The sequence below is a fragment of the Georgenia satyanarayanai genome, from assembly GCF_900116375.1.
In the GTDB taxonomy this organism is placed as follows: domain Bacteria; phylum Actinomycetota; class Actinomycetes; order Actinomycetales; family Actinomycetaceae; genus Oceanitalea; species Oceanitalea nanhaiensis.
Window position 1 is genome coordinate 106863 of the sequence record NZ_UETB01000006.1, and the last position, 13238, is coordinate 120100.

A 13238-nucleotide genomic window follows, 5' to 3' on the forward strand; every position below is an offset into this window, starting at 1 on the left:
CGACACGGACACCCGAGCCGGGGGGCCACACCCACCGCGCACCGAGCAACCACGGAGGCACGATGAACCCCTTCGTCCCCATCCTCATCATGGCGGCGGTAGCCGCCGCGCTGGCGATCGGCGGCCTCGCGGCGAGCGCGGTCATCGGCCCCAGGCGCTACAACCGGGTCAAGGTCGCGAACTACGAGTGCGGTGTGGAGGCCACCCCGCGCGCGACCGGCGCCGGCCGTTTCCCCATCAAGTACTACCTCGTGGCCATGACCTTCATCGTCTTCGACGTCGAGGTCATCTTCCTCGTGCCGTGGGCCATCGCCTTCAGCGAGCTGGCTGCCTTCGGTCTCGTCGCCGCGCTCGCGTTCATCGCCATCATCACCGTGCCTTTCGCCTACGAGTGGCGGCGCGGCGCCCTTGAGTGGGACTGAGGAGGACAACATGGGTCTGGAAGAGAAGCTCCCAGCGGGGTTCATGCTCACGACCGTGGAGAAGGCCGTCGGGCTGGCCCGCAAGGGCTCGATGTGGCCGGTGACCATGGGTCTGGCGTGCTGCGCCATCGAGATGATGGCCGCCGGCACCCCGCGCTTCGACATCTCCCGCTTCGGCATGGAGGTCTTCCGCGCGTCCCCGCGTCACGCCGACCTCATGATCGTGTCCGGGCGCGTCAGCCAGAAGATGGCCCCCGTCGTCCGGCAGATCTACGACCAGATGTCGGACCCCAAGTGGGTCATCTCGATGGGCGTGTGCGCCTCCAGCGGCGGCATGTTCAACAACTACGCGATCATCCAGGGTGTCGACCACCTCGTTCCCGTGGACATCTACCTGCCCGGCTGCCCGCCGCGTCCGGAGATGCTCATCAACGCGATCATGGCGCTGCACGACCAGGTCAAGCACGAGCCCCTCGGTGCCAACCGTGAGGCCGTTGCCCGTGCGGCGGAGGAGGCGGCGCTGGCCGCCACCCCCACCCACCAGATGAAGGGGCTGCTGGCGTGAGCGAGCGCGAGGACGAGAAGAGGTCCGCCGCCGACGTCGTCAAGCCGGGCCACGGCGAGACGGGCGCACAGTCGACGACGGAGGCGGCGCTGGAGGCCGGCGGCCAGAACATCCCCGCCGGCCCCGTCGGCGGACGCCGCGAGCTGGAGGTCATCGACGTCCGGCGCGGCATGTTCGGCGTCCACGGCAGCGGCGACACCTCCGGCTTCGGTGGCCTCGTCGCCACCGTCGCGATGCCGCCGGCCGCCGAGCGGCCCTACGGCAGCTGGTTCGACGAGGTCGTCGACATCCTCGTCGAGCTCCTCGAGGCCGACGGCGTCGACCCGGACAGCGCGATCGAGAAGGTCGTCGTCGACCGCGGCGAGCTGACGATCTTCCTCGCCCGCGAGCACCTGCGCCGCGTGGCGCAGTGGCTGCGTGACGACCAGGACCTGCGCTTCGAGCTGTGCATGGGCGTCTCCGGCGTCCACTTCCCGGCCGACGTGGACCGCGAGCTCCACGCCGTCTACCACCTCATCTCCCTCACCCACAGCCGCCAGCTGCGCCTGGAGGTCGCCGTCGCCGACGCCGACCCGCACGTGCCGACGATCGTCGACATCTACCCGGGCAACGACTGGCACGAGCGGGAGACCTGGGACCTCATGGGGATCGTCTTCGACGGCCACCCCTCCCTCGCGCGCACCGCGATGCCCGACGACTGGGTCGGCCACCCGCAGCGCAAGGACTACCCGCTGGGCGGGATCCCGGTCGAGTACAAGGGCGGGACGATCCCGCCGCCCGACACCCGGAGGTCTTACAGCTGATGGCCGAGCACACGAACCTGCACGCCACCGGGCCTGCGCTCGACTCGCAGACCGGCCCCGAGTTCACCGCCGACGGCGGGGACTGGGCGGCCATCGCCGCCGAGGCCGAGCGCCTGGGCGAGGAGCGCATCGTCGTCAACATGGGCCCGGTGCACCCCTCCACCCACGGTGTGCTCCGGCTCATCCTCGACATCGAGGGTGAGACCGTCAACGAGCTGCGCGTCGGTACCGGCTACCTGCACACCGGTATCGAGAAGAACATGGAGTACCGCAACTGGACCCAGGGCGTGACGTTCTGCACCCGCATGGACTACGTCGCCCCGCTGTTCCAGGAGGCCGCCTACTGCCTCGGTGTGGAGAAGCTCCTCGGCATCACCGACGAGATCCCGGCGCGGGCCACGCTCATCCGCGTCCTCGTCATGGAGCTCAACCGCATCGCCTCGCACATCGTCGCGATCGCCACGGCCGGCAACGAGCTCGGCGCGACGACGATGATGACCATCGGCTTCCGTGGCCGCGAGGAGATCCTGCGGATCCTCGAGCACATCACCGGCCTGCGGATGAACCACGCCTACATCCGCCCCGGCGGCGTGGCGCAGGACATCCCGGCCGACACCATCGAGATGGTCCGCGAGCTGCTGCCCAAGGTGCGCCGCGACATCGGTGAGCTCCAGGACCTCACGATGGCCAACCCGATCTACCGGCTGCGTCACGAGGACGTCGGCCACATCTCCCTCGCCGCGGGCCTGGCCCTCGGGCTCACCGGTCCCGCGCTGCGGGCCTCGGGCTACCCGCTCGACATGCGCCGCATCGCGCCCTACTGCGGCTACGAGACCTACGACTTCGACGTCATCACCGACGACAGCTGCGACGCCTTCGGGCGGGTGCGGGTCCGCTGGGCCGAGTGCTACGAGTCGATGAAGATCATCGACCAGGTCCTCGAGCGCCTCGAGGCCACCCCCGGGCCGGTCATGGTCGCGGACAAGAAGGTCGCGTGGCCCGCGCAGCTGTCGATCGGCAGCGACGGCCAGGGCAACTCCCTGGACCACATCCGCGAGATCATGGGCACCTCGATGGAGTCGCTCATCCACCACTTCAAGCTCGTCACCGAGGGCTTCCGCGTCCCGGCCGGGCAGGTGTACCAGAACATCGAGCACCCGCGCGGTGTCCTGGGCGTCCACCTCGTCTCCGACGGCGGGACGCGGCCCTACCGGGCGCACTTCCGCGACCCGTCCTTCTCCAACCTGCAGTCGACGTCGATCATGAGCGAGGGCGGCCAGCTCGCCGACGTCGTGGTCACGCTGGCCTCGATCGACCCTGTCCTGGGAGGGGTGGACCGCTGATGAGCGTCGTCACCACGTACGCACCCGAGGTGGAGGAGCGGCTGCGCGGCGAGGCCGGGCAGATCATCTCCCGCTACCCGCAGGCACGCTCGGCCCTGCTGCCGATGCTGCACCTCGTCCAGTCCGAGGACGGCTACGTCAGCGCCCGCGGCATCGCGCTGTGCGCCGAGCTCCTCGGGCTCACCCGCGCCGAGGTCTCCGCCGTCGCGACGTTCTACACGCAGTACAAGCGCCACCCCAACGGCCAGTACACGGTCGGGGTGTGCACCAACGCGCTGTGCGCCGTCATGGGCGGCGACATCATCTACGACACGGTCTCCGCGCACCTTGGCATCGGCCACGACGAGACCACCGAGGACGGCGTCATCACCCTCGAGCAGGTCGAGTGCAACGCGGCCTGCGACTACGCGCCCGTCGTCGTCGTCAACTGGGAGTTCTTCGACAACCAGACCCCGACGTCGGCGGTCGAGCTCGTCGACGAGCTGCGGGCCGGCCGGCCGGTCAGCCCCACCCGTGGGGCGGCCACCGTCGGCACCTTCAAGGAGATCTCCCACGTCCTCGCAGGCTTCGAGGACGGCCGCGCCGACGAGGGTGTGGGCGCCGGACCGGCGACCCTCACCGGCCTCCACCTGGCCCGGGAGCGCGGCTGGACGGCACCCGCGATCGACCAGCCCCAGGACGGCGGCGCCGTCGAGGGCGGCACCGTCCCCAATCCCTACGGCAGCGCCGAGCGCCCGCCGTCCACCCCTGACGACACCGACCCGGCGGGCAAGCGTGGCCCGGCCGGCGAGGGCGCCACGGCCGAGGAGGGCAAGCAGTGAGCCAGACGCAGCTGACTCCGATCCTGTCGGACATCTGGGACGCCGAGCGCTCCTGGAGCCTGGACACCTACCGCTCCCGCGGTGGCTACCGGGCCCTGGCCACGGCCATGGACATGGCGCCGGGCGACGTCGTCGAGGCCGTCAAGGGCTCGGGCCTGCGCGGCCGCGGCGGCGCGGGCTTCCCCACCGGCCTCAAGTGGTCCTTCCTGCCGGCTCCCGACGGCGGACCCCGCTACCTCGTCGTCAACGCCGACGAGTCCGAGCCGGGCGCCTGCAAGGACGTCCCGCTCATGATGGCCAACCCGCACGCCCTCATCGAGGGCGTGGCGATCACGTCCTACGCCATCGGCGGCAACCACGCCTTCATCTACCTCCGCGGCGAGGTCGTCCACGTCTACCGCCGGCTCCTGGCCGCGGTCCGCGAGGCCCGCGAGGCGGGGCTCATCGGGACGAACCTCGGCCCGAACGGCGACTACAGCCTCGAGATCACCGTCCACGCCGGCGCCGGCGCCTACATCTGCGGTGAGGAGACGGCGCTGCTCGACTCCCTCGAGGGCCGTCGCGGCCAGCCGCGACTCAAGCCGCCGTTCCCGGCGGTCGCGGGCCTGTACGCCCGCCCGACGGTCGTCAACAACGTCGAGTCCATCGCCTCGGTCCCCGGCATCCTGCGCGGCGGCACCGACTGGTTCACCTCGATGGGCACCGAGAAGTCCGCCGGCCACGGACTGTTCTCCCTGTCCGGGCACGTCGCCCGGCCCGGGCAGTACGAGGCGCCGCTGGGCATCACGATGCGCGAGCTCATCGACATGGCCGGCGGGATCCGCGCCGGCCACCGGCTGAAGTTCTGGACCCCCGGCGGCTCCTCGAGCCCCATCCTCACCGAGGAGCACCTCGACGTCCCGCTCGACTACGAGTCCGTGGGGGCGGCCGGCTCGATGCTCGGCACCCGCTCGCTCATGGTCTTCGACGAGACGGTCTCGGTGGTCCGCGTCGTGTCGCGCTGGACGGACTTCTACCAGCACGAGTCCTGCGGCAAGTGCACCCCCTGCCGCGAGGGCACGTACTGGATGAAGCAGGTCATGCACCGGCTCGAGGCCGGCAAGGGACTGCCCACCGACATCGACCTCCTCCTCGACGTCTCGGCGAACATCGCCGGACGCTCCTTCTGCGCGCTCGGCGACGCGTCCGCCGTGCCGATCCAGAGCGGCATCAAGCACTTCCGCTCGGAGTTCGAGGCCGGCACCCACACCCCGGCCCGCGAGCTCTTCCCGTACGAGGCCTCGGCCGTGTTCTCCGAAGTAGGTGCCCGATGACGACGACGGCTTCCACTCCCGCGACGACGGAGCAGCGCGACCTCCTCACCGTCACCATCGACGGTGTCGAGGTCGACGTCCCCAAGGGCACGCTCGTCATCCGGGCGGCCGAGCAGGTCGGCATCCAGATCCCGCGGTTCTGCGACCACCCCCTGCTCAAGCCGGCCGGCGCCTGCCGCCAGTGCCTCGTCGAGGTCTCCACCCCGGACCGCGAGGGGAACCTCCGCGCGATGCCCAAGCCGCAGACCTCGTGCACGCTCGAGGCCACCCCCGGCATGGTCGTCGCCACCCAGCACACCTCCGCCGTCGCCGACAAGGCGCAGCACGGGATGATCGAGTTCCTGCTCGTCAACCACCCGCTCGACTGCCCCGTCTGCGACAAGGGCGGGGAGTGCCCGCTGCAGAACCAGGCGATGACGAACGGCCGGGCCACCAGCCGCTTCGTCGACATCAAGCGGACCTTCCCCAAGCCGCTGAAGATCTCCAGCGAGATCCTCCTCGACCGTGACCGCTGCATCCTGTGCCAGCGCTGCACCCGCTTCTCCGACCAGATCGCCGGCGACCCGTTCATCGCGCTCCAGGGGCGCGGCGGTGGCACGCCGGGCCGTGACGTCCACGCGACGCACGGCTCGCAGATCGGCACCTTCGACGCCGACGTCCTCGACTTCGCCTACGAGGGCGGCGAGGCGCAGCACGTGACGGACCGCGACCTCAGCGGGCCCGTCGAGGGGGAGCCCGGTGTCCTCGTCGGCCTCTCCGCCGGCCCCGTCGGCGTGGCCGAGACCGACACGACCGGCCGCCCGTTCTCCTCCTACTTCTCGGGCAACACGATCCAGATCTGCCCGGTCGGTGCGCTGACGTCCGCGACGTACCGCTTCCGCGCGCGCCCCTTCGACCTCGTCTCGACGGCGTCCGTCGCCGAGCACGACGCCGGGGGCTCGGCCATCCGCGTCGACCACCGTCGCGGCGTCGTCGTGCGCCGCGTCGCCGGTGACGACGCCGAGGTCAACGAGGAGTGGATCACCGACAAGGACCGCTTCGCCTACACCTGGCAGTCGGCAGCCGACCGCCTGGAGTACCCGCTCGTTCGGGACGAGGACACCGGCGAGCTCGTCGAGACGAGCTGGTCCGAGGCCCTCCACCTGGCCGCGCGGGGCCTCGAGCGCGCCCGCGAGAGCGGTGGCGTCGGTGTCCTGCCCGGCGGCCGTCTCACCCTCGAGGACGCCTACGCGTGGTCCCGCTTCGCGCGCACCGTGCTCGGCACCAACGACGTCGACCACCGGGCACGTCCCTCCTCCGCCGAGGAGGCCGACTTCCTCGCGCGCCGGGTCGCCGGCGCCCCGATGGACGTCACCTTCTCCGCCCTCGAGCACGCCGGGCACGTCCTGCTCGTCGGCCTGGAGCCGGAGGAGGAGAGCGGGACGATGTTCCTGCGCCTGCGCAAGGGGATGCTCGCCGGCACCGTCGCGGTCAGCACGATCGCGCCCTTCGCCACCCGCGGCACGACCAAGCTGCGTGCCTCGCTGCTGCCCGCCGCGCCCGGCGCCGAGGCAGCCGTGCTGGACGGCATCACGCCCGACTCGAGCGAGGTGGCCGCCGCCGCGGTGGCGACCGCCCTCACCGAGCCCGGAGCCGTCGTCCTCGTGGGCGAGCGTGCCGGTGCCCTGCCGGGGGTGCTCACCGCCGTCGAGCGTCTGGTCGACCGCACCGGTGCGCGCCTGGCCTGGGTGCCGCGCCGTGCCGGTGAGCGTGGCGCCGTCGAGGCAGGGCTGCTGCCGGGCCTGCTGCCCGGCGGACGGCACGTGTCCGACGCCGAGGCCCGCGTCGACGTCGCGGCCGCCTGGGGCGCCGACCGGCTGCCCTCCGCGGCCGGACGCGACCTGCCCGCCATCCTCGAGGACGCCGCGGCCGGACGCCTCGGCGGCCTCCTCGTCGGCGGCGTCGAGCCGCGCGACCTGCCCGACCCGGCCCTCGCCCGACGCGCGCTGGCCGCCGCCGGGTTCGTCGTCCAGCTCGAGGTGCGGCGCAGCGAGGTCACCGAGCACGCCGACGTCGTGCTGCCGGTCGCCCCGCCCGTCGAGAAGGGCGGCACCTTCGTCACCTGGGAGGGTCGTCGCCGGCCCTTCGGGCAGGTGCTCGTCTCCCACCAGATGGCCGACCAGCGCGTGCTGGACGCCCTCGCGGCCGAGATGGGCACGAGCCTGGGCTGCGGCACGCTCGCCGACGTCCACGCCCAGCTCACCGAGCTCGCCGGCTGGCAGCCCGCCCAGGCTCCCGTCCCCGTACCGGTCGCCGCCGCGGCCGCCCCCGCGGTGGGGGACCACCAGGCGGTCCTGGCCACCTGGAAGCTCCAGCTCGACGCCGGCCGCGGCCAGGACGGTGAGCCGCACCTCGCGGGCACCGCCCACCGCCCCGTGCTGCGTCTCTCGGCGGCCCGCGCGGCCCGCCTCGGTGCCGTCGACGGGGCCGCGGTCACCGTCCGCGGTCCGGCCGGTAGCATCACCCTGCCGCTGGCCGTCACGACGATGTCCGACGACGTCGTCTGGGTCCCGGAGAACTCCCCGGGGTCCCACGTGCACGAGATGCTCGGCGCGGGCGCCGGCTCCCTCGTCGACCTGGAGGTGACGCGATGATGTTCGCGCCCATGGTGGTCAGCGACCCCACGGCCGCCCCGACCGCCGACTTCAGCAACGACACCTGGTGGATCTGGGTGATCAAGGCGGTGGCGATCATCGTCATGCTGCTCGTCTTCGTGCTCGTCGCGATCTGGGCCGAGCGCAAGGTCCTGGCCCGCATGCAGACGCGACCGGGCCCCAACGTGCACGGCCCCATGGGCCTGCTCCAGTCGACGGCCGACGCGATGAAGCTGCTCCTCAAGGAGGACATCAACCTCAAGGGAGCCGACCGCTTCGTCTACCTGCTGGCGCCGTTCATCGCCGCGCTGTGCGCCTTCCTCATCTACGCGGTCATCCCCTTCGGGCCGGAGGTGTCGATCTTCGGGATCGAGACCCCGCTCCAGCTGGCCGACTCCTCGGTGTCGGTCCTCTACATCCTCGGCATCACCGCGCTGGGCGTGTACGGCATCGTCCTGGGCGGCTGGTCCTCGAACTCGACCTTTCCGCTGCTGGGCGCGGTGCGCTCCTCCGCGCAGGTGATCTCCTACGAGCTGGCCATGGCGCTGGCGCTCGCCTCGGTCTTCCTCGTCGCCGGCTCGGCCTCGACGTCCCAGATCGTGGAGTCCCAGACCCGCGTGTGGTGGGCGATCATCCTGCTGCCCGCCTTCGTCATCTACCTCGTGTCGATGGTCGGTGAGGTCAACCGCCTGCCCTTCGACCTGCCCGAGGCGGAGGGCGAGCTCGTCGCCGGCCACATGGTCGAGTACTCCTCGATGAAGTTCGCGTGGTTCTTCCTCGCCGAGTACATCAACATGTTCAACGTCTCCGCGGTGGCCGCGACGCTCTTCCTCGGTGGGTGGCGTGCCCCCTGGCCGCTGTCGGCCATCAACGACGGCATGTTCAACCAGGGCTGGTGGCCGCCGCTGTGGCTGATCGCCAAGATCTGGCTCGTCATGTTCTTCATGTTCTGGCTGCGCGGCACGCTCCTGCGCTTCCGCTACGACCAGTTCATGAACCTCGGCTGGAAGATCCTCATCCCCGCCGCCCTCGTCTGGCTCGTCGCAGTCGCCGTCGTCCAGGGACTACTCCAGTTCGCGGACGTCGACCTGCGCACGATGCTCTTCGTCCTCGCCGGCTTCTTCGTCGTCGTCCTCGTCCTCACCCTCGTGTGGCCGGAGAAGAAGAAGGAGCCCGACGCCGAGGAGGCGGCCCCCGCAGGCGCCGACGGCGTCGTCGTCGACTCGGAGTTCGACGCCTTCGCCGGTGGCTTCCCCGTGCCGCCGATGCCCGGCCAGCAGCTCCCGCCCTCCCCGCGGCGCCGCCTGGCCCAGGCCGGCACCGCGACCCAGACCAAGTCGGCACCCGCACAGGAGGCCACCGATGAGTAAGCGGCAGGATCACGAGCCCGGCAAGGAGAACCTGCGCAAGCAGCTCGCCAAGCCCGCGAAGCGCCGGGGGGAGGTCGGCAAGCGCCTCCCGATGGACTACCAGCCCGACAAGAAGGGTCCGATCGGGGAGCTCCTCGCACCCGTCGCCGGCTTCGGCGTGACCTTCTCCTCGATGTTCCGTCCCACGGTCACCGAGCAGTACCCCTTCGAGAAGGTGCCGACGCAGCCGCGCTACCACGGCCGCCACCAGCTCAACCGCTACGCGGACGGCCTGGAGAAGTGCATCGGCTGCGAGCTGTGCGCCTGGGCGTGCCCGGCGGACGCCATCCTCGTCGAGGGCGCCAACAACAGCCCCGACGCCCAGTACTCCCCGGGGGAGCGCTACGGCCGCGTCTACCAGATCAACTACCTGCGCTGCATCTTCTGCGGGTACTGCATCGAGGCCTGCCCCACGCGTGCGCTGACGATGGGCAACGACTACGAGCTCACCGGCCCCACCCGCGAGGGCATGATCTACGAGAAGCAGGACCTCCTCGCCCCGCTCATGCCGGGCATGCTCGCCCCGCCCCACCCGATGGTCGAGGGCGCCGACGACGACACCTACTACCGCGGCGAGGTCACCGGGCCCACCGAGGGCCAGGTCGAGTGGGTGCGCAAGAACCGTCCCGAGGACGAGAGCCTGCAGACCGCGCGTCCCGTCGAGGGGGCCTCCGCATGATCCTCCCGATGACACTGGCCGAGACCGGCGTCACGAGCACGGGGGAGCAGGTCTTCTTCTGGGTCGTCGCGCCCCTCGCGGTGCTCGCGGCCCTGGGCCTGCTCTTCGCCCGCAAGGCCATGTACGCCGCCATGTGCGTCGTCTTCGTCATGATCGCCCTGGCCGGCTTCTACATCGTCCAGGAGGCCATCTTCCTCGGCGTGGCACAGATCGTCGTCTACACCGGCGCGATCATGATGCTCTTCCTCTTCGTCCTCATGCTCGTCGGTGTCGACGCCTCCGACTCGGTCGTCGAGACGCTCAAGGGGCAGCGGTGGATCGGCTTCGTCGGGGGCGCCGGGCTCATCGCGCTCGTCGCCGCCGTCGGCCTGCGCGCCGCCCTGCCGGCCCCGCGCGGCCTGGAGGCCGCCAACGCCGACACCAACCCGGTGGGTGTGGCTCGGCTGCTCTTCTCCGACTACGTCGTGGCGATGGAGGCGGCGGGCGTCCTGCTCGTCACGGCCGCCGTCGGCGCGGTCGTCCTCACGCGCGCCGAGCGGCTGCGCAAGAGGAGCACCCAGCGTGACGTCGCCGAGGCCAAGATGGCGGCCTACGCCGCCGAGGGCGGCCGCATCCGCAGCCTGCCGGCCCCCGGTGTCTACGCGCGGCACAACGCCGCCGACGTCCCGGCGCTCGGGGCGGACGGCAGGCCGATCGACGAGTCCGTGCCCCGGGTGCTCCGCATCCGCGGCCAGCAGCGGAGCATCGCCTCGGTCAGCCCGGAGCTCGCCGCGGAGCTCGCGACGTCCACCAGCTCCCACGCCGGTGACCTGGGCGCGCGCAGCGTCACCCAGTCCGGCATGCCGGGGATGCCCGGCACCACACCCGCGCCGGGGACCGAGACCGTCGACGGCGAGGTGCCCACGAGCCAGAGCACCGAGGACACCGACACCAAGCGCGCCCGCGTGGCGGACCAGCAGGAGGAGCAGCGATGAGCCTGGTCAACTACCTGGTCCTGTCCGGGATCCTCTTCTCCATCGGGGCGGTCGCGGTGCTGCTGCGGCGCAACAGCATCATCGCCCTCATGGGGGTCGAGCTCATGCTCAACGCCGCGAACCTCACCCTCATCACCTTCGCCCGGTGGCACGGCAACCTGCACGGTGAGGTCCTCGCCTTCTTCGTCATGCTCGTCGCCGCCGCCGAGGTCGTCATCGGCCTGGCGATCGTCGTCTCCATCTTCCGAACCCGCCGGTCGGCGTCCATCGACGACGTCAACCTGCTCAAGAACTGACGGGGAGCAACGTGCTAATGCTGGGAACTCCGGCACTGACCGTGCCCACTGACGTGGTGGACGCCGCCGCGGCAGGCGGGGCGGCCTCCTACGCGTGGCTCATGGTCGCGCTGCCGCTCGTCGGTGCCGCCGTGCTGCTGCTCGCGGGACGCCGCTCCAACGGCTGGGGCCACTGGCTGGGCGTGCTCGCCTCGGCCGGCTCCTTCGTCGTCGGCCTCCTCGTCGTCGTCCAGCTGCTGGGGCTGGACCCCGAGCAGCGGGTCATGGGGCTGCACCTGTTCACCTGGCTGCCCGCCGGTGACCTCACGGTGGACGCCGGGCTGCGCATCGACCCGCTGTCGATGACCTTCGTCATGCTCGTCACCTTCGTCGGCACGCTCATCCACGTGTACTCGGTGGCCTACATGGAGCACGACGTCGACCGTCGCCGCTTCTTCGCCTACCTCAACCTCTTCGTCGCGGCGATGCTCCTGCTCGTCCTCGCCGACTCCTACGTGCTCCTCTTCGTCGGCTGGGAGGGCGTGGGTCTGGCCTCCTACCTCCTCATCGGCTTCTGGAACTTCCGCACGGAGTACGCCGTCGCGGCGAAGAAGGCCTTCGTCATGAACCGCGTCGGCGACGTCGGCCTGCTCCTCGCGATGATGACGATGTTCGCCGCCTTCGGCGCCGTCGACTTCGAGGGCGTCTTCGAGGGCGCGCAGGGTGCCAGCACGACGATCCTCACGATCACCGGCCTGTTCCTCCTCCTCGCCGCCTGCGGCAAGTCGGCCCAGTTCCCGCTGCAGGCCTGGCTGGGCGACGCGATGGCCGGCCCCACGCCGGTGTCCGCGCTCATCCACGCCGCCACCATGGTGACGGCGGGCGTCTACCTCATCGTGCGCTCGGCCCCGGTCTTCGACGGTGCGCCCACCGCGCAGCTCGTGGTCGTCATCGTCGGTGCGATCACGCTCGTCTTCGGGGCGGTCGTCGGTGCCGCCAAGGACGACATCAAGAAGGTGCTCGCCGCCTCGACGATGTCCCAGATCGGCTACATGATGCTCGCCGCGGGCCTGGGCCCGATCGGCTACGCGTTCGCGATCTTCCACCTCGTCACCCACGGCTTCTTCAAGGCCGGGATGTTCCTCGGCGCCGGCTCGGTCATGCACGGCATGGACGACCAGGTCGACATGCGCCGCTTCGGCGCGCTGTCCAGGCACATGAAGATCACCTGGCTCACCTTCGGCGCCGGCTGGCTGGCGATCATCGGGTTCCCGGGCCTGTCCGGCTTCTGGAGCAAGGACCTCATCATCGAGGCCGCCTTCGTCGGCGAGGGCTGGCGCCCGTGGGTCTTCGGCACCGTCACGCTGCTCGTCGCCGGGCTCACCGCCTTCTACATGTCGCGCCTGTTCTTCATGACCTTCCACGGCAAGGAGCGCTGGGCGCCCACCCGCGAGGGCGAGAAGCAGCACCCGCACGAGTCCCCGCTGCTCATGACGGTGCCCATGGTGATCCTCGCCGTCGGGTCGGTCGCCCTCGGCGCGCTGCTCGCGCTCGGCGACGGTTTCGTCACCTGGCTCGAGCCGGTCACCGGGCACGCCGAGCACCACGACCCCGTGCTGCCCATCCCGGTCATCATGGGCGCGACGGTCGTCCTCATGGCGATCGGTGTCTTCCTCGCGTGGCGCCAGTACGCCGCGTCCACCGTCCCGGTCGAGGCCCCCCGCGGCTCGGTGCTCACCCGCGCCGCCCGCCGCGACCTCTACCAGGACGCCGTCAACGAAGGAGTGTTCATGCGCCCGGGGCAGTACCTCACCCGCGCCCTCGTCTACGGGGACTCCGCCGTGGTCGACGGCGCGGTCATGGGCCTGGCCCGTGGCACCGCCGGGACCGGCGGGTGGCTGCGCCGCCTGCAGACCGGCTACATCCGCTCCTACGCCGCGATCATGCTCGTCGGTGTCGTAGCCGCCCTTGCCGTCGTCCTGGCCTCGCGCGGCTGAGCTG

At 71.2% G+C, this 13238-nt stretch carries 12 protein-coding genes; all 12 read left to right on the forward strand.

Features of this window, described 5'->3' with window-relative positions; genetic code table 11:
* Positions 1 to 62 precede the first annotated feature (62 nt).
* A complete protein-coding gene (locus tag DSZ44_RS10070; RefSeq protein WP_110852490.1) occupies positions 63 to 422 on the forward strand; it encodes an NADH-quinone oxidoreductase subunit A in 360 nt (119 codons plus the stop codon).
* 10 nt (positions 423 to 432) lie between these two features.
* The gene (locus tag DSZ44_RS10075; protein ID WP_110852491.1) at positions 433 to 987 is read left to right on the forward strand and encodes a NuoB/complex I 20 kDa subunit family protein; all 555 of its coding nucleotides are present in this window, start codon (positions 433 to 435) and stop codon (positions 985 to 987) included.
* An 89-nt stretch (positions 988 to 1076) separates the two neighbouring features.
* Entirely contained in the window at positions 1077 to 1790 is a 714-nt protein-coding gene (locus tag DSZ44_RS10080) for an NADH-quinone oxidoreductase subunit C (RefSeq protein WP_502530285.1), read from the forward strand.
* Positions 1790 to 3133 carry an NADH-quinone oxidoreductase subunit D gene (locus DSZ44_RS10085; protein WP_110852493.1) on the forward strand — a complete coding sequence of 448 codons (1344 nt, stop codon included), beginning with the start codon at positions 1790 to 1792 and terminating at the stop codon, positions 3131 to 3133. Before DSZ44_RS10080 ends, DSZ44_RS10085 begins: the two co-directional genes overlap by 1 nt.
* Positions 3133 to 3954 carry an NADH-quinone oxidoreductase subunit NuoE gene (nuoE, locus tag DSZ44_RS10090; RefSeq protein WP_110852494.1) on the forward strand — a complete coding sequence of 274 codons (822 nt, stop codon included), beginning with the start codon at positions 3133 to 3135 and terminating at the stop codon, positions 3952 to 3954. Before DSZ44_RS10085 ends, nuoE begins: the two co-directional genes overlap by 1 nt.
* Positions 3951 to 5267 (forward strand): NADH-quinone oxidoreductase subunit NuoF, encoded by a 1317-nt coding sequence (nuoF, locus tag DSZ44_RS10095; protein ID WP_110852495.1) that lies wholly within the window; start codon positions 3951 to 3953, stop codon positions 5265 to 5267. The genes nuoE and nuoF overlap by 4 nt, the downstream gene beginning before the upstream one ends.
* On the forward strand, positions 5264 to 7900 hold the full coding sequence (locus DSZ44_RS10100) for an NADH-quinone oxidoreductase subunit G (protein ID WP_110852496.1): 2637 nt from the start codon (positions 5264 to 5266) through the stop codon (positions 7898 to 7900). The genes nuoF and DSZ44_RS10100 overlap by 4 nt, the downstream gene beginning before the upstream one ends.
* Positions 7900 to 9270 carry an NADH-quinone oxidoreductase subunit NuoH gene (nuoH, locus tag DSZ44_RS10105; protein ID WP_502530286.1) on the forward strand — a complete coding sequence of 457 codons (1371 nt, stop codon included), beginning with the start codon at positions 7900 to 7902 and terminating at the stop codon, positions 9268 to 9270. Before DSZ44_RS10100 ends, nuoH begins: the two co-directional genes overlap by 1 nt.
* Positions 9263 to 9988: an NADH-quinone oxidoreductase subunit NuoI gene (gene nuoI / locus DSZ44_RS10110; protein WP_110852498.1), complete on the forward strand. Its 726-nt coding sequence runs from the start codon at positions 9263 to 9265 to the stop codon at positions 9986 to 9988. The genes nuoH and nuoI overlap by 8 nt, the downstream gene beginning before the upstream one ends.
* An 8-nt stretch (positions 9989 to 9996) precedes the next feature.
* A complete protein-coding gene (locus tag DSZ44_RS10115; protein ID WP_110852591.1) occupies positions 9997 to 10962 on the forward strand; it encodes an NADH-quinone oxidoreductase subunit J in 966 nt (321 codons plus the stop codon).
* On the forward strand, positions 10959 to 11258 hold the full coding sequence (nuoK, locus tag DSZ44_RS10120) for an NADH-quinone oxidoreductase subunit NuoK (protein WP_110852499.1): 300 nt from the start codon (positions 10959 to 10961) through the stop codon (positions 11256 to 11258). Before DSZ44_RS10115 ends, nuoK begins: the two co-directional genes overlap by 4 nt.
* A gap of 17 nt (positions 11259 to 11275) precedes the next feature.
* The gene (nuoL, locus tag DSZ44_RS10125) at positions 11276 to 13234 is read left to right on the forward strand and encodes an NADH-quinone oxidoreductase subunit L (protein ID WP_110852500.1); all 1959 of its coding nucleotides are present in this window, start codon (positions 11276 to 11278) and stop codon (positions 13232 to 13234) included.
* Positions 13235 to 13238 lie beyond the last annotated feature (4 nt).